This is a genomic window from Neobacillus sp. OS1-2, assembly GCF_030915505.1.
In the GTDB taxonomy this organism is placed as follows: Bacteria; Bacillota; Bacilli; order Bacillales; family Cytobacillaceae; genus Neobacillus.
Window position 1 is genome coordinate 2,944,555 of record NZ_CP133265.1, and the last position, 17,413, is coordinate 2,961,967.

At 41.0% G+C, this 17,413-nt stretch carries 18 protein-coding genes and 1 pseudogene; 16 read left to right on the forward strand and 3 right to left on the reverse strand.

Annotated elements, in window-relative coordinates; all coding sequences use genetic code 11:
- Positions 1-134: 134 nt before the first annotated feature.
- The 5 genes from RCG19_RS14490 (at position 135) to RCG19_RS14510 (ending at position 4,366) form a co-directional block, all read left to right on the forward strand.
- Complete coding sequence (locus RCG19_RS14490; protein ID WP_308107718.1) at positions 135-983, forward strand: MBL fold metallo-hydrolase; 849 nt, start codon at positions 135-137, stop codon at positions 981-983.
- 98 nt (positions 984-1,081) lie between these two features.
- Positions 1,082-1,381: a DUF5658 family protein gene (locus tag RCG19_RS14495; protein WP_308107719.1), complete on the forward strand. Its 300-nt coding sequence runs from the start codon at positions 1,082-1,084 to the stop codon at positions 1,379-1,381.
- Between the two features lie 88 nt (positions 1,382-1,469).
- Complete coding sequence (locus tag RCG19_RS14500) at positions 1,470-2,615, forward strand: DEAD/DEAH box helicase (protein WP_308107720.1); 1,146 nt, start codon at positions 1,470-1,472, stop codon at positions 2,613-2,615.
- Between the two features lie 97 nt (positions 2,616-2,712).
- Entirely contained in the window at positions 2,713-4,176 is a 1,464-nt protein-coding gene (locus RCG19_RS14505) for an amidase family protein (protein ID WP_308107721.1), read from the forward strand.
- Between the two features lie 55 nt (positions 4,177-4,231).
- Complete coding sequence (locus RCG19_RS14510) at positions 4,232-4,366, forward strand: hypothetical protein (protein WP_268870147.1); 135 nt, start codon at positions 4,232-4,234, stop codon at positions 4,364-4,366.
- A gap of 104 nt (positions 4,367-4,470) precedes the next feature.
- On the opposite strand, the gene RCG19_RS14515 is transcribed toward RCG19_RS14510, so the two are convergent.
- From RCG19_RS14515 to RCG19_RS14525, 3 genes are all read right to left on the reverse strand, one after another.
- On the reverse strand, positions 4,471-5,997 hold the full coding sequence (locus RCG19_RS14515; protein WP_308107723.1) for an FAD-dependent oxidoreductase: 1,527 nt from the start codon (positions 5,995-5,997) through the stop codon (positions 4,471-4,473).
- A 128-nt stretch (positions 5,998-6,125) separates the two neighbouring features.
- On the reverse strand, positions 6,126-6,266 hold the full coding sequence (locus RCG19_RS14520) for a hypothetical protein (RefSeq protein ID WP_308107725.1): 141 nt from the start codon (positions 6,264-6,266) through the stop codon (positions 6,126-6,128).
- A gap of 90 nt (positions 6,267-6,356) precedes the next feature.
- Entirely contained in the window at positions 6,357-6,731 is a 375-nt protein-coding gene (locus tag RCG19_RS14525; RefSeq protein WP_166240852.1) for a DUF1360 domain-containing protein, read from the reverse strand.
- A gap of 108 nt (positions 6,732-6,839) precedes the next feature.
- Here RCG19_RS14525 and safA point away from each other — a divergent pair, with 108 nt between their 5' ends.
- The 11 genes and pseudogenes from safA (at position 6,840) to RCG19_RS14580 (ending at position 17,408) form a co-directional block, all read left to right on the forward strand.
- The gene (gene safA, locus RCG19_RS14530) at positions 6,840-7,451 is read left to right on the forward strand and encodes a SafA/ExsA family spore coat assembly protein (RefSeq protein WP_308107727.1); all 612 of its coding nucleotides are present in this window, start codon (positions 6,840-6,842) and stop codon (positions 7,449-7,451) included.
- A gap of 151 nt (positions 7,452-7,602) precedes the next feature.
- Positions 7,603-7,947: a lmo0954 family membrane protein gene (locus RCG19_RS14535; protein WP_308107728.1), complete on the forward strand. Its 345-nt coding sequence runs from the start codon at positions 7,603-7,605 to the stop codon at positions 7,945-7,947.
- Between the two features lie 24 nt (positions 7,948-7,971).
- Positions 7,972-8,616 (forward strand): PspA/IM30 family protein, encoded by a 645-nt coding sequence (locus tag RCG19_RS14540; RefSeq protein ID WP_308107729.1) that lies wholly within the window; start codon positions 7,972-7,974, stop codon positions 8,614-8,616.
- Between the two features lie 84 nt (positions 8,617-8,700).
- The gene (liaF, locus tag RCG19_RS14545) at positions 8,701-9,435 is read left to right on the forward strand and encodes a cell wall-active antibiotics response protein LiaF (RefSeq protein ID WP_308107730.1); all 735 of its coding nucleotides are present in this window, start codon (positions 8,701-8,703) and stop codon (positions 9,433-9,435) included.
- Positions 9,432-10,481, forward strand: coding sequence for a sensor histidine kinase (locus RCG19_RS14550; RefSeq protein ID WP_166240862.1), 1,050 nt, complete (start codon positions 9,432-9,434; stop codon positions 10,479-10,481). Before liaF ends, RCG19_RS14550 begins: the two co-directional genes overlap by 4 nt.
- Positions 10,474-11,105, forward strand: a pseudogene (locus RCG19_RS14555) (response regulator). Before RCG19_RS14550 ends, RCG19_RS14555 begins: the two are co-directional and overlap by 8 nt.
- Before the next feature lie 140 nt (positions 11,106-11,245).
- The gene (efeO, locus tag RCG19_RS14560; protein ID WP_308107732.1) at positions 11,246-12,094 is read left to right on the forward strand and encodes an iron uptake system protein EfeO; all 849 of its coding nucleotides are present in this window, start codon (positions 11,246-11,248) and stop codon (positions 12,092-12,094) included.
- Positions 12,095-13,387, forward strand: a complete 1,293-nt coding sequence (gene efeB, locus RCG19_RS14565) for an iron uptake transporter deferrochelatase/peroxidase subunit (protein WP_308107733.1) — start codon at positions 12,095-12,097, stop codon at positions 13,385-13,387.
- Positions 13,388-13,607: 220 nt separating this feature from the next.
- Entirely contained in the window at positions 13,608-15,374 is a 1,767-nt protein-coding gene (locus RCG19_RS14570) for an FTR1 family iron permease (RefSeq protein WP_308107734.1), read from the forward strand.
- A 107-nt stretch (positions 15,375-15,481) separates the two neighbouring features.
- Positions 15,482-16,813 carry a polysaccharide biosynthesis protein gene (locus RCG19_RS14575; protein WP_308107735.1) on the forward strand — a complete coding sequence of 444 codons (1,332 nt, stop codon included), beginning with the start codon at positions 15,482-15,484 and terminating at the stop codon, positions 16,811-16,813.
- Positions 16,814-16,904: 91 nt separating this feature from the next.
- On the forward strand, positions 16,905-17,408 hold the full coding sequence (locus RCG19_RS14580; protein ID WP_308107736.1) for an RNA polymerase sigma factor: 504 nt from the start codon (positions 16,905-16,907) through the stop codon (positions 17,406-17,408).
- Positions 17,409-17,413: the final 5 nt, after the last annotated feature.

Genomic DNA, 17,413 nt, shown 5'->3' on the forward strand with positions numbered 1-17,413 from the left:
CCTAATGGGCAGTTTTTGTTTTTATAAAATGTTATTTATAAAGAACTGAAGTGAATGTTATAATGAATAATGTGTTACCTAGTAATAAATTATCCTCCCAGTTAAATAATAACCAAGAAAGGGAGGAATTTTTGTTGGAAAATAACCAGGATAGTAAATATAAGGATTCCTTTCTGCCAATGACATCGATTGGCAATGGAATTGGAACCATTGTCCGGCAGGACGTTTATTGTTACACAGATCAAATTGTTAATCTTGTTGTCGTCGGAGATCCGAAAGAGACGAATGAATGTGTCCTAATTGATACTGGCATGCCAAAGTCAGCGGAAGAGATAAAAGAAATGCTCCAAGAGCGGTTTGGCGAAGATGTCCGTCCGAAGGCCATCGTGTTAACACATGGGCATTTTGATCATGCCGGATCCGTTGCGGAGTTATTGGAGGAGTGGAGTGTTCCAGTTTATGCCCACGAACGAGAACTCCCGTATTTAACCGGGAAGAAAGATTATCCGCCAGGGGATCCAAATGTGGACAGCGGGCTGGTTGCCAAGATGTCCCCGATGTTCCCGAACCATGGGATTGATATTAGTGCATATGTGCAAAAGCTTCCGGAGGACGGGACTGTTCCAAGTCTGCCGGACTGGAAATGGATTCATACCCCGGGACATACACCTGGCCACATCTCCTTATTTCGTGAACAAGATGGGACTTTAATCGCTGGGGATGTCTTTGTGACGGTAAAGCAAGAATCGCTCTACAAAGTGATGACACAAATGCAGGAAATCAGTGGCCCGCCCAAGTATTTCACCACTGACTGGAATGCGGCCTATGAATCCGTGAAAAAAGTAGAGGCGCTTAAACCGCAAGTAGCGATCACTGGTCATGGTCTGCCAATGAGCGGTGAAGAACTAACCAAGAACCTACATTATTTAGTGGAGCATTTTGCTGAAATTGGCCGGCCAGATAGTGGCAGGTATGTTAATTAAAGTAGTTTATCTAGGCTGCTGTCACATGCAGCCTTTAACGTTCTTTTTGTGTTCTTAATAAAGAAATATTTGTCTGAAATCCTTGTTAGGAGGGAGCTATGAGACTCTGTTTATTCCTATTATTTGCCGGTGTGTTGGATGCGGTCTTAACCCACTTTGGTATGTCTTCCGGTTTCGTTGATGAGGGGAACCCGATGATGAAGCTTGTCATTGAACAAAGCTGGTCTTATTTTTATATGATAAAAATAATCCTGCCACTTATGCTTCTGGGCTTGTTTTATCTTCGCCCTTTTAACCGTTGGGTTAGAACTCTTATCGTCTCCACCTGTGTCCTCTACTTTTCTGTCCTTGTATATCATATGGTCTGGATTGTCCTTTACATCAATACGTCAACATAACCCCAACTAGACACCTAAACGTTAATACGATAGTATCAATACGATATCGAAAAACAAATAATAAGAAAAAAGATATAAGGAGTACAACATGTTAAATACGTTAAAGCCATTTTTGCAGGAAGCATGGAAACAATCAGGCTTCGAGCAGCCGACATCGATTCAGGATGCTGCTATCCCTATGATTCTGGGAGGAAAAGATGTCATTGCCGAGTCACCAACAGGTACAGGGAAGACGCTTGCTTATTTACTTCCTTTATTAAATAAAATCGATGCAACTATACCGTCCTTACAAGCAGTAGTCCTTGCCTCTTCCCAAGAGTTGGTCATGCAGGTTTATCAAGAATTTCAAAAATGGTCAGAAGGAAGCGGGATTAGAGGTACGTCGATTATTGGCGGGGCAAACTTAAAGCGACAGCTTGAAAAGTTGAAAAAGCGCCCGCATGTTATTTTTGCTACACCGGGCCGCTTGCTTGAATTAATCAAACAGAAGAAAGTGAAAATGCACGAGATAAAAATGGTTGTTTTAGATGAAGGAGATCAACTGTTAATACCGGAGCATTTACACACTGTCCAAAACATCGTGAAATCAACGATGAGTGACCGCCAAGTTGTCTTATTTTCGGCGACGATGAAACAGGCAACAGAAAAGCTGGCAAAAGAAATGACAGCGGAACCTGAAGTCCTTCGAATTGAAAAAGATGAAATGGCTTCTTCCGGGGAAGTAGAGCATATCTATTTTTCCTGTGAACCACGAGATAAAATTAAGTTAATTGAAAAAATTACTCGCCTTGACCATAGTAAATCCCTTGCGTTTATTAATGACATTGGCGAAATTCAAGTTTTTAAAGAGAAATTGCTGTTTAAAGAATTATCCATCGGAGTCCTGCACAGCGATATGAAAAAGCTAGAACGACAAGCGGCATTAAAAGCTTTCCGGGATGGAAAACTGAAAATGCTGATTGCCACAGATATTGCGGCCCGGGGCCTCGATATTCAAGGAGTAACCCATGTTGTTCAAATTGACTCACCTAAAGACATTTCTCAATATGTACACAGGTCGGGAAGAACAGGAAGAATGGGAGCGAATGGTACCATCATTTCACTGGTTACGGATCGAGAAGAGCGAGAACTAAAGCGATATTGCCGGGAGTTAAATATCCCTCTTCATAAACGAATTTTTTATCAAGGGAAAATTGTTGCTGAAGAACAAAGAAGTCAAAAGTTTAGAAAATAAAGGCAGAAGGAGGGGACCCTCCTTCTGCTTTTTTTTATAAGAAAAAGGACTTTCAAGCTCTTTTCTTGAATTGTTAAGGAGAAACGGAGGGATCCCGATGGAGAATCCAAAATTAAAGAAATATCTCGAAGAATGGCTAGAGGAAACAACAATCAGCGAAATCCAGGAAAAGTTGGCGAGCGGCGAGCTTACATCAAAAGAGCTGGTCTTATTGTATTTACATAGAATTTCTCGTTACGATAAAGAGCTACATTCAATCCTCGAAATTAATCCGGATGCGCTGCAGATAGCGGAAGCGCTTGACACGGAACGGAAAAAGAAGGGGCCACGCGGCCTGTTACACGGAATTCCGATTCTAATTAAGGATAATATCGACACCCATGACAAAATGCATACAAGTGCCGGGTCACTTGCATTAAAAGATTCGATTGCCCTAAAGGATTCATTTGTAGCAGAGCAATTACGTAAAGCCGGTGCCATCATTCTTGGAAAAACAAATATGACGGAATGGGCAAATTTTATGGCGATTGGAATGAAAAGTGGCTATAGTTCAAGAGGCGGACAGGTGGAAAATCCCTATGGTCCGAGGAAATTTGATGTTGGCGGTTCTAGTGCAGGTTCCGGGGCAGCGATTGCCGCAAATTTTGCCGCTGCGGCGGTTGGGACCGAAACCTCTGGCTCAATCCTGAATCCATCCTGCCAAAATTCATTAGTGGGGATTAAACCTACGGTAGGTTTAATTAGCCGCAGAGGGATTATCCCAATCGCACACACACAGGATACTGCAGGGCCAATGGCTAGAACGGTTGAGGATGCGGTGATTCTGTTAAATGCCTTATGTGGAAAAGATGATCTCGATTCTATAACCAAGACAAACCCTTTTATTGGATTCGACTTGTCAGAGTTACTTGTAAAAGATGGACTAAAGGGAAAGAGAATCGGCATAGCATCTGATGGCTTTATGGAGCTATTGAGTAAGGAAAAACAAAAAGTTGTGGCCGCAGGATTGGAACTGTTGAAATCATCAGGAGCAGAGATGATTGAGGACATTGTTTTCCCTTCCGCTAAGGCTGAATGGAAATACGATGTTTTAACCTATGAATTTAAACCAGATTTAAATGCCTATTTGAATAGCCTTCACCCATCCATACAAGTGAGAACGTTAGCAGATCTAATTGAATTTAATAAAAATGATGAAGAAAAGATGCTCAAATATGGCCAGGCCGTACTACTGGAATCAGAAAAAACAAGCGGTTCTTTAACGGAAGCTGCTTATATTGATGCATTGGAATTCGACTTGTATCATTCAACAAAGAAAGGGATTGATTTTGCGTTAGAGAAATACGGACTAGATGTTATTGTTTTTCCTAACGATGAAGGCTCCCATATCAGTGCGAAAGCAGGCTATCCCACCATTGCAGTCCCTGCTGGCTATACATCTCTTGGGGAGCCGGTGGGAATTACCTTTGCCGGAACAGCTTACAGTGAACCGCTTTTAATTCAAGTGGCGTATGCTTTCGAGCAAATGACACGCTTCCGCAAGGCACCCATACTAGAATAAAAGTGCACCTTTTCATCCATACTATCAGTGAATTTCTCAAAAAGGAGTGGGTATGATGGGAAGAACGAAATTAGGAAATGCTAATGCACAACGTAACAATAACGCGAAAAAGCCGATGAAGGAAAGCTCCGAATTAGTTGAATTCACGCCTGGGGAAGATATAAAACGAAACCGCCCGAATAGTAAATAATGAAGAAAGCCTCCTGCTCAGCTAGGAGGCATTTTTTATAAAAGAAAGGGATTTGTTCATATCATCGAGAAAATGGTTCATATCTTCAAAAACAAGCCCAAATACTACTCTTCTTTCAACAATTCCAGTGCTTTTTTTGTCGGACCTTCAATCACATCGCCTGAATAGGAATAACGTGAGCCATGGCACGGGCAATCCCATGATTTTTCAGCGCGATTCCATTCACATTCACAGCCAAGATGGGTACAAGTGGTGTCGACAACATAAAGTTTCCCGTTCTCGTCTTTATAGGCACCTGCTCGTTTTCCGTTATACATGACAACAGAGCCCTCGCCCATCTGTAAATCATCTGTGGACTTGTCGGTATACTCAAGCTTACCCTTGATCAGATGCTTAGCAACATCTGCATTGGTGGTGACAACACTTTTAAAATCGGGATCTGCCTGGAATGCTCGTGATGGTGAATAGAGCTCCATGTATGGATTCTCCCGGTCCATCACATAATCAGTTAACAAGTGTCCCGCGAGAATGCCTGTCGTCATTCCCCATTTTTTATAGCCGGTGGCAATTAAAATGTTTTCCCGGCCTTCCGAATATTTTCCGATAAAAGGAAGTTTGTCCAATGTGACCATATCCTGGGCGGACCAGCGATAATGGTATTCCTTCAGCCCAAAGGCCTCTTTGGCGAATAATTGGAGCGCTTCATAATGCTTTAGCGTATCGATTCCCTGCCCTGTTTTATGATTTTCACCGCCGAGTATGAGCAACTTTTCCCCATTATACGGTGTTGTACGAATGGAGCGGGCCGGGCTGTCGGCACTGATATAGATGCCGCCGGGATAGTCCATGTCTGTTTTTATACCGATTGCATAGGATCTATCTGTATGCATTCTGGCAAAATAGAGACCTGGTTTATCATAAAAAGGGAAATGGGAGGCAATAATCACCTGTTTGCATGTCACCCTATGACCAGCCTTTGTCACTACTTTTGGTTCTGTATCATCATCTTCAATATCTGTAGCGACTGTATTTTCATAAACAGAACAGCCAGCATTTACGGCATCCTCTAGTAGCGACTTTAAAAACTTTAGCGGGTGATACTGTGCTTGATTGCGCATCAATAGAGCCGCTTTGGCCGGGATATTAAATGGAATCGTGTCTTTCAAAGATCCGTCAATATTGAGACTTTTGTACGCCTCCCACTCCGTTTTTATCTTGTCAACATACTCTTCAGTTGTGGCATAAATATAAGCATCCTCTTTGCTGTAATCACAGTCAATTCCATTTTCCTTTACCATGGTTTCCACGAATTGAATGGCATTCATATGGGATTCAAAATACAGCCTTGCCTTTTCTGGCCCGAAGTGTTGGATAAACTCATCATAAATCATGCCATGCTGGGCGGTTAACTTAGCCGTGGTGTGCCCGGTTGTCCCGTTTAAGACACCACCGGCTTCCAAAATGGCTACCTTCAGCCCTTCTTTTGACAGTAAATAGGCAGCAGTAATCCCAGTTATTCCAGCCCCGACAACTGCTACGTCCACAGATAAATCCTCATTTAATGGTTCATAAGTCGGTAATTCTATCTCGCGCCAAAAGGTTTTAGGAAATTGATGTTCAGATCCACTCATATGTACGCCTCCAGCTTAAATAATAATCTCCTGTTTAATTTTTCCCAAAATGAAAAATAAATGTCATGGAGGTGAAAAATTAATTTTCATCATAAAAAGAACCCTGATTAGCCAGGGTTCTGAAAAAGTTATTCCTCATCGGTGTTTATTTTATCAATCCGGGATGCATCCTCTGAATCAAGTGCTTCCCTTAAAAAATGGAAAATACCCCATGCAACACAACCAAGACAAATCAGAAAGCCGAGAGCAATGGTCCACAAAAGTGTCATCATTCGTCCCCCTTTAGAGAGCTTACCGAGAAAAATAAGCTTTCTAAAGGTATATGCCTTAAGGGGACTAAATTTTCCTATTTAGCAAATTTAGTCTTTTTTCCCCAGTTCTGAATAGTAATCGACTTTCTTTATATTGACGCCGACGAAGGTCTCAATAATCGATTGACCACCGGCAATGGAGAAAATTAAAATAAACACAAATGTAACTTTTGGGAACAGAAGGTAAGCACCGCCCAAAAAACAAGCACTCCACACACCGGCACACCAATAACATTTCAACAGATATCCAAACATGGAGGCAGGGACTTCCTTCGTTTCCGTGCCATTATCCGTCTTAACTTGAACTTTTTTCATGAAGGGCCTGCGGATGAATTCTGTAATTTTATCAAAAACGATTAAATGGGTTAAACGATAGCTTGCTAAAATTAGCATAATATAGGTCATCCATGATAAGTCTTTCATATTTTATGCCTCCGAAAATCCACTAAAAGACAGCTGAATTTTATTTTTTTGATTCCCTGTATATTTTGAGCTTGAAATCAAAATTATATATTCGGAGGAGGCGAAAAAATGAAAAAATCTTTTTGGTTTAGTTTTCTGTTCTTACTATCTCTTTTCTGTATTCCAAGCGTCTCGTTTGCCCAACAAATTTATACGGTTCAGCCTGGGGATACACTTTGGAAAATTGCTGTAAGGTATCAGGTCGGAATTACAGAGATTATTCAAGCCAACCAGCAATTTAAAAATCCTAACTTGATCTATCCGGGTCAAAAGGTAAACATTCCTGAATTAGGCGGAGTGAAATCGATTGAAAATCAGGTTATTTCGCTGACCAATCAGGAGCGGGCGAAAAATGGCTTGAAACCATTCGTGGCAGACTGGGAGCTTTCCAGGGTGGCTCGCTATAAGGCAACGGACATGAGGGATAAAAATTATTTCTCTCATACAAGCCCAACCTATGGCAGTCCATTTGATATGATGAAGAGCTTTGGTATTTCCTACCGTTCTGCAGCTGAAAATATTGCAGCCGGTCAAACGACACCACAGGCAGTGGTTCAATCATGGATGAACAGTTCCGGGCATCGCGCGAATATCTTAAGTTCAAATACCCGAATTGGGGTAGGATATGCCACTGGTGGATCGTTTCGTTACTATTGGGTGCAGATGTTTATCTCGAAATAAAGTCAAGGGTCAGTCTATTAAGCACCGTGCTTAATGGGCTGACCTTTTCTACGTCTTAAGTCCGATATAAAAATCAAGCTCTAGCGCAATTATGAAAAGCGGTGGAAAAAGGTAAGATGAAATCAAGATAAAGAAAGGAGTGAAAAACAAAATGAAAAAATTTGGTTTATTGGTTGCCGGGGGGATCGCAGCTGTCATCTTACTTTCAACAATTGGTCCAATGGTGGGGTTACTTGTCAGCCTAGTGCTCCTGTACTTCATCTTCAAACAATTTTTAAAAACTACATCTATAGGTGGAAAAATTGGTCTTGGGATCGTCGGTTTCATTGTCCTCATGGCCTCCATCCATAACGTCCCGGCCATCATTGGCGTGGCAGCAGCCTATGTGCTTTTCCTTGTATATAAAAAATGGAATGAGAACAAACACACGAAAATGAAAGAAGAATCTGACCCATTTATCAATTTTGAAAAACAATGGAATGAATTAAAAAATTAATATAAATTAAAGGAGAGAATAACGATGACAAACTTATTTACGCGAATTAAAAATACTATTACAGCTGATCTGCATGAGGCAATGGATCAAAAAGAAAAGAAAAATCCAATTGCACTGCTTAATCAATACCTTCGTCAATGTGAGCAGGAAACAGAGAAGGTAAGAAAGTTATTGGAACGTCAATATACATTGAAGGATGAATTTACGAGAGAATATCATCAAGCTGCGGAATTAGCTGAAAAAAGAAAATTCCAAGCAGAAATTGCTTCTAAAGCAGGGGAAACGGAGCTAAATCAATTCGCTTCAGCGGAACATCAGCAATATGCCGACAGGGCAAGCCGCTTACGTGCATCACTTGAACAGGTAAAAGAGCAGCTTGGGGACTTAGAAAGAAAATATGAAGAAATGAAGCACAAGCTAAAAGATATGAACCTAAGACGGATGGAATTAATGGGCCGTGAAAATGTAACCCGTGCGAACCTTCGTATCAACCAAGTGCTTGATTCCAATACGTATTCAGATAAATCCTACTCAAAATTTAAGGACATTGAAAACTATTTGGATCGCTTAGAGCATCAAGTGAACAGCTCCTTCTACCGCAACACAATCGATTCACGAATTGCTCAACTAGAAAAAGAAATGAAATTGGAAGAAAGCAAGTCCATTTAATAAGTAAAAATGGTATTCTTAAGAGGCGTAGTCATTCTGCGTCTCTTATCTATATCAAATTCAATAAAAAGGGAGGGTGGGCTGATGTTTAAAAATGAAAAAAACGATTATATTGGATGGCTGGTTATTGTCGGTATTGTCATTCTGCTCCTAGAGATTTTATTTTTTAACAGAGGGCTGATATTCTCTCTTTTTATTTCAGGCGGAATGATTTATCTCGGACGTAAAAAGACGGGAAGAAGATTAGGTAAACTCCTTTTTATCGGCGGGATTATTTTCTTTGTTCTTAGTATCGTCAATATGATGACGTTCAAATTTTTGTTATTAGCGATTTTATTGCACTTTTTCATCCAGTTTTTAAGTTCTAAAAAGCAGCCTAAAAAAATATCACCTGAAATAGTTACACCGGAACCCGCTCAGCAAGACGAAACCTTGATTAAATCGGAGCCGTTGTTTGGCAATATTTTCATTGGGCAACAAAAAACGCCCGATACTGTTTATGACTGGAAGGATGTTAATATTCAGACTGGAATCGGTGATACCATCATTGATCTCAGTCTTACAATGCTGCCCAAGGGGGAAACGGTGATTTTCGTGCGAAATATCATCGGTAATATCCAGATTCTTGTCCCCTATGAAATTGATGTCAGTATCCATCATTCTGGTGTAATTGGCTCGACAACTGTTTTCGGCAATCATGAATCGAAGATGTTTAATCAAGTGTTTCAGTTGAAAACACCTAGTTATGATCAATCTGAACAAAAGGTGAAGATTTTTACTTCACTTGTCGTGGGGAATTTAGAGGTGAGCCGGATATGAGTACGACGGGGCGTCAAATTGTCTGGAGTGTCGGTTTCTCCTTCCTCATCGCCATCATCATTGGAGCCGTTTTTATTTTTGTCTTCCCCTTACACACCTGGTCGGAATTATGGAATAAGCATTTCATGGATATTCCAATCGTTATTTTTGTTCCTGCTTTTAGCATCGCGATAGGAATCCTATTAGGTGGGGCGCAAGGCTTTTTTTGGCGAAAACAGTTTCTCAGTATTGAACACTCTTTGCACCAATTAGAAGAAGGTCGTTCGTTGGAAATGAAAGAAAAGCCTCCCGTTACGGAAATGCAAGTGATTGCCGAGCGGATTGATAAAATTGGTAAACAAATGTCAGAACAGGCGAAGCTCTCACAACGATTAGCGACCGAAAAAGTAGAAGACCAGGAAGCAAGAATTCAGGAAATCATCGAACAGGAACGGAATCGTCTTGCACGTGAGCTCCATGATTCTGTAAGCCAGCAATTATTTGCCGCATCCATGATGATGTCTGCGATTAATGAAACGAGGGGGCAGCCTGAAAATGATCGTGAAGCCAAGCAATTGAAGCTGGTAGAAGAGATGATTCATCAATCCCAGCTTGAAATGCGGGCATTGCTTTTACACTTACGTCCGGTCGCCTTAAAGAATAAAACGCTGCAAGAAGGAATTGAAGAGCTTTTAATCGAATTATCTCAAAAGGTAACAATGGATATTAAATGGAAGGTGGAAGCTTTTCCGTTAGATAAAGGGGTAGAAGATCATCTTTTCCGTATTTTGCAAGAGTCCGTCTCAAATACCTTAAGGCATTCCAAGGCAGGTATGCTTGAGGTCCTACTGGTTAAACGGGATGACCTTGTCATCCTAAGGATTGTCGATGACGGAATTGGCTTTGAGGTAAACGAAATGAAAGCGGGTTCCTATGGGATGCAAAATATGCATGAGCGCGCTGTTGAAGTAGGCGGTACATTGAAAGTAATTAGTGTTAAAAATAAAGGAACGAGGCTTGAAGTGAAAGTTCCGGTGATGATTAATGGAGATGGTGATAATGATTAGAGTCGTATTTGTTGATGACCATGAGATGGTGAGGATTGGTGTGTCCTCCTATTTATCAGCACAGCCAGACATTGAAGTTGTCGGTGAAGCGGCTGATGGAAAAAGAGGTGTAGAACTTGCACTCGAACTTCGCCCTGATATTATTCTCATGGATTTAGTGATGAAGGAAATGGATGGAATTGAGGCAACAAGGCAGATCATTGAACAATGGCCTGAGGCAAAGGTTATTATCGTAACAAGCTTTTAGACGATGAAAAGGTCTATCCTGCGCTTGAAGCCGGAGCAACCAGCTATATGCTGAAGACATCCAAAGCAGGTGAAATCGCCAACGCTGTCCGCGCTACATACCATGGGCAATCCGTCCTTGAACCGGAAGTGACCGGTAAAATGATGGTGAAAATGCGCCAGAAGAATACACATCTGCCACATGAAGACCTAACAAGTCGGGAATTGGAAATTTTGCTATTGATGGCAGAGGGGAAAACCAACCAGGATATTGCGGATCAATTATTTATCGCCCTAAAAACGGTTAAAACCCATGTCAGCAATATTTTAAGCAAGCTAAGTGTACAAGACCGAACGCAAGCTGTGATCTATGCGTTTAAACATTCATTAATAAAATAAAACCCCTCAACCTTCCATGCGAAAATTTGGAAGGTTTTATTTTTTGAAAAAGTAATTGAAAATTCTTCTCAATTGCTGTTATTATAGATAATGAAAATCATTATCATTAGAAATATGATTTATGGGGGAATTACATACATATGAAACTAGTGAAAGTATCTGGAATTTTATTATTATCTAGCAGTCTTTTATTTGGATGTTCAAATACGGATAAAACGGCAACAACAGAAAAGGTAAAAGAAACAAAGAATACAGCATCCGAAGTACTAAAAGGGGTAACAGATGAATACCGTGAATATGCAATAGGGGAAGTTGAAGAGTTCGTAAAAGCAACAGAGGCTTTTACGACTGCAGTAAAAAACGGTGAAATTGATAAAGCGAAGGCGCTTTATGGACCGGCACGAATGCATTATGAGCGTGCAGAACCGATAGCAGAAGTGTTCGGCGACCTTGATCCGAAAATTGATGCCCGGGAAGGTGATGTCCCTGAAGCAGAATGGGGCGGCTACCACCGGATTGAAAAGGGTTTATGGATGGAAAACACAACCAAAGGATATGAGCAATATGCTGACCAGCTGATGAAAGATGTGAATCTATTACGAGCAAAGGTAGATACGGTTGAGGTTACACCGGATTTGTTAATCACGGGGGCAGTGGATCTCTTAAATGAGGTATCCACTTCAAAAGTAACAGGTGAAGAAGATCGCTATTCACATACGGATTTATATGATTTTGCTGCGAATGTAGAAGGGGCAGAAAAGATTTACCAACTATTAACTCCGGAATTAAAGAAAAAGAATGAAGAACTTTCAAAGGAAATTCAAACACGTTTTGATGAGATTTATCGTTTATTAAACCAGCAAAAAAATGGTGATGCCTACAAGCTTTATACCGAATTATCAAAGGAACAAGTGAAGGAGTTTAGCCAGGCGATTGATGCGCTTGCAGAACCGTTGTCACAAATAGGAATTGTTACGGAGGCGTCTTAATTGACAGAGAATACGAACACACAAAATGACTCTGTTCTTAAAGGAACAAAGATATCAAGAAGGGATATCCTTAAAACAGCCGGTGTGGGTGGTGTAGGTGTAATCCTCGGTGCATCAGGACTTGGTGGTTTGCTTTCGCTCAAAGAGGGGAATGCGGCGACACTAGATTCAAAGGGAGCCATACCGTTTTATGGTAAGCATCAAGGTGGAATCACAACAAAGACTCAGAATCATGTATATTTTGTTTCCTTAGATGTGACAACTTCCAAAAAAGCGGAACTAGTGAAACTATTTAAGGATTGGACAAAGGCGGCTGCATTGTTAACAGAAGGAAAGGCTGTTGGAGAGCTTTCAAGCAATGAATTTCTCCCGCCAAAGGATACAGGTGAAGCAGCGGGTTTATCACCATCTAATTTAACGATTACCTTTGGTGTTGGCCCCAGTCTTTTTGTGAGAGACAACCAAGATCGTTTTGGACTAAAACAAAAGCAGCCAAAGGAATTAGTCGATCTTCCTAAATTTCCACTTGATGCATTAGAAGAGGCATGGACTGGCGGTGATTTATGTATTCAAGCATGTGCCGATGATTTGCAGGTGGCTTTCCATGCCGTGAGGAATCTAATTCGGATTGCTCGGGGCAAGGCGGCATTGCGTTGGGCGCAAACAGGCTTCCAACGAACAAAACAAGCGGATCCAAAAGAGGAAACACCGAGGAATTTGTTTGGCTTCAAAGATGGTTCAGCAAACCCGGATGTAAAAAGTGAAAAGCAAATGAATGAACATGTTTGGGTACAGCCTGGGGACGGTCCTAATTGGTTAGTGAACGGCAGTTACCTGGTTGTCCGCCGGATTCAAATGTTTATTGAAGTATGGGATCGGTCAACATTGAAAGAACAAGAGAAAACCTTTGGCCGCTACCGCGATAGCGGAGCGCCGCTTGGACAAAAAGATGAGTTTGAGCAATTGGACTTAGAGAAGAAAACAGAACAAGGTGAATACAGCATACCTGTTGATTCACATACGAGACAATCACATGGAGATGGTTCTCAGAAAATTCTCCGTCGGGCATACTCCTACTCTGATGGGATGGACGTGAAAACAGGCAGCTTTGATGCAGGGCTTTTATTCCTTTGCTTCCAGCGGACACCGAGTAAACAATTTATCCCTATCCAAAATAGGTTAGCTAAAGTGGATAAACTAAATGAATATACATCGCACAGAGGTAGTGCTATTTTTGCATGCCTACCGGGAGCAAAACAAGGTGGATTTATAGGAGAGACCCTTTTTCATTAATAGTTTCCCTTTTTACAAGGATAAGAGATTGTGAAAATTGACTTTGAGAATTGTCCAGCTCCAGCGCCCCAGCGGCTAGTGTCCTTCGCTCTCCGCCCTACGATAAGTCAAGCACGAATGCGCCTTCGGCTCTTCGTGTTACCTTTATCTCAGTTGGAGCGCTCCAGGCCATACGCCGCTGACCAGGGCGCTTGCACTTTTCTTAAGAGGAGAGAGATAGATGCCACGATTAACGAAGATATGTAAGCAAATTTTATTACTAACTTCATTTTTGGTATTATTCCAAAACATACATCCAGCGGCAGCTGCTGAAAATCATGATGAACTATTTGTCCTGATTGGTGACAGTTTAATGAAGGCAAAAGCTGGGGATCAAACTGTTGTTGCGGAAAATATGAAGCAATTTGCTGATGAATGGCTGGCGATAAAGAAAGCTGACAGCAAACAGGCAAAAATGGTTGACCAACAACTTAAAGAGGTTCAAAGAGTACTAGGCGAGGGTAATGTGGAAAATGAGATACTTTCAAAAAGCCTTTCGTCCCTTTCAAGTGCAGTTGTGCAATATGAGAAGGAACAAAATCCAACAGATAAGGCAAAAGGAAAGGAACAGGTAAAACAGTTACTTCCACTAATCAACAATTTAAAAGCATCGATTGAAAAAGGAGATACTGCTAGTTTAAAAGGTCAATACCAAACATTATTAAATGAGTGGACTGCCTCTGAAAAAATTGTCCATGATGAGAGCATTGCCGCATATGGGAATATTGAAAAATACACGGCTCTCATTCGAATCGCAATTACTCAGGAGCCAGCTGATCTAGAGAAGGCCAAGCAGAATGCGGAACAATTAACAACAGAGGTAGATAACTTTTTAGCGGGAAAAACGTCGAAACAGCTTGAAGGAAACTATTCACTAACCAACGTATCGAACCTTTTAACCCAAGCCGAAAAGCAAATCTCGGAAAAGGATTATCATGGCGCCAGCAGCCAATTAACCGAGCTCCTTACTATTTGGCCAATGGTGGAAGGTGATGTTTCTACCAGAGATAGCAAGTTATATAGTGATATTGAAACGAAAATCCCCACTGCTATTAATATTCTAAACTCTGAAAAGGTCAAAGCGGAAAAGGCTTCAGATATTGTAAAAGAACTGAACACACGTCTGGTACCATTAATGAGTAAAACCAATTATTCATTTTGGGATGCAGCCTTGATTTTATTGCGTGAGGGATTAGAGGCATTGCTAATTGTCGCCACGTTACTAGCCTTTTTGAAAAAGATGGGGGAAACCTCCAAGCAAAAATGGATTTGGACTGGAGTCTTTGCCGGTTTAGGTGCTAGTGCCATTCTTGCGGTCATCATCAACATCGTATTTTCCCAAATTACTGCCGCTTCAAGCAGGGAATATATCGAGGGATTAACCGGGGTTGTCGCGGTTGTCATGATGCTGACCGTCGGTGCCTGGCTTCATAATAAATCGAGCATCGGAAACTGGAATAAATACATTAATCAGCAAATGCAGCAGGCGATTGCCAAAGGGAGCCTTCTATCATTTGGCTTCATAAGTTTTCTGTCTGTATTTCGTGAAGGTGCCGAGACGATTATTTTTTATACAGGAATTACCCCCTATATTAGTTTAGCGCAGCTGACAGCAGGAATCCTTTTGGCCATTGGTATATTAGCAATCGTGGGCTTCCTCATTATTAAATACAGTGTAAAAATTCCGATTCGCCTATTTTTTAAAGTGGGTACCCTGTTAATTTACTTTTTGGCTTTTAAGATTTTAGGAATCAGCATTCATGCCTTACAGATATCCAATGTACTTCCAACTTCGACGGTTGAAAACTTACCGTTTATTGACTGGCTCGGACTGTATCCGACATGGGAAACAACGATTAGCCAATTAGGGTTACTTGCCGTGATTGTTTTCATGACCTACCTGGTTAAAAGAAATTCTGATAAACCACTCATTACCACAAATGTTTAAAAAGGGCTATTCCATTAGCCCTTTTTTTCATGAAAAAAATCTCCTACTATTCAAGGAACTTGTCTCATAAGTTATTGTTAGAGATGAAAAAAAGGAGATTATAAAAATTGGCTATTTACTATAAGGGAATTTTCTTTTTAGCTGCTGCTGCTTTTTTAGGGGAAGGTATTGAAGTCTTGGTGAACATGATTCTTGCAAGGGAGCTGGGATCACATGGATTAGGGCTATATATGTCCATTTTGCCAACCATCTTTTTAATTGTGTTACTGTCCAGCTTTGAGCTGCCTGTATCTATTTCCAAATTCATTGCGGAAAAAGAGGAACGCTACCACCGAAATATCCTCTATCACGCATTAACGATTACGATTATTTTCACTAGTATCCTGTTTTTGGTTGCTGCAGCGGTTATCCCGTTTATTCCGGTATTTAATACGTATCATCCCTATATTAGATGGCTTGTGATGATTCTCATTCCCGTGATTGCCTTCACCTCTGTGGCTAGAGGCTATTTTATGGGGCTGCAGCAGATGGGGAAAATTGCCGTTTCCAATTTTTTACGAAAAGCCATTCAATTAGGCGCCCTGTTTGTCCTGTTCCGTTTTTTCTCGTTTAATGCGGAATCATCGCTGTTAATTGCGATCGGAACATTGATTGGCAGTGAAATTGTCGTGTTTCTTTATTTAGTTTACATGTTTATCATCCAATTTCAGCAGCTGAAGCGTCAGCCGTTCTCCAATATCAATAAGAAGATTGTTCGGAAGAATTTAATGGCGGTATCTATTCCGACGACCGGCTTACGATTATTTTCAGCTTTCACCGGTGCAATTCAGCCGTTTATCATAAAGGCGGCATTAGTTCATTCCGGTTTGACCGACACTCTTGCGACTGAGCAATTTGGAATGCTGATGGGTGTGGCGGTATCGATTGGGTTTTTCCCAGCCTTTATTGCCCACTCACTAATGATCGTCCTCATTCCGGGTGTATCGAAAACTCATTCGCAAAAGGATTATTCAACACTCAGAAAGATGCTGCAGCAGGTGATGAAACTGACCTTGCTATACGGTGTTGCGGCGGTGACCATTTTCTATCTATTTGCACCGCAATTAACGTCTCTGTTTTTCAAATCAGAGCTATCATCCATTTTTCTGCAGCTGCTATGGCCGTTTTTCTTATTTCATTTTTTCATCATGCCATTGCAGGCCTTTTTAATTGGCCTCGATCTGATTAAGGAATGCTTTATCCATATCATCTGGTCGACGATTATTAGTTTTGCACTCATTCTTTGGCTGGGGTCCTCCCAAGGATGGCAAATGAATGGGGTTATTATTGGAATGAATACCGGGTCCGTTTTATTGGCGATGATGCATTACTTAACGGTCTGTAAGAAGATTGGGGTTTCTGTTTTTCTAAAAGGTGCAATCCCAAAGGCAAGTGAGTGATAAAAATTTTCCGAATGAGTGTAGGGGTTGAAGCGGTCCTTTCCGTCTAATGAAATGAAGATGTTTGTAGAAAAGGAAAGGACTTAGAAAAATGAAATCATTTGACGATTTAGTTCATGCATATGGAATCGCTATATATAAATATATATTTTCGTTAGTCGGTCATAAGGAGTTAGCAGAGGATCTATATCAAGAGGTATTACTCTCCGCCTATTTAGCATATCCTTCCATTAAGGAAGAGTCAAAATACAAAAGCTGGCTGTTTACGATTGCGGTTAATAAATGCCGTGATTACTGGCGGAAAGAAAAAAAGTCGAAGCAATTTTGGAAGGAAGAGGTCTATTCTTATTCAGTCGCGTGCGAACCAACATCCATTCCTGAAGAGGAAGTCCTACATAAATTATCTGCGGAACAACTGGCTGAAAAAGTGATGACATTACCGGAAATATATCGTTATCCTATTTATCTCTATTACTATCAGGATCTAACCCTTCTAGAAATTGCTACGAAAAGTAATCTGCCCATGTCAACCGTCAAAACAAGAATGAGACGGGCGAAGGAACGATTACGGCCAAAAATGCTCTCACTTGCTTAAGACTA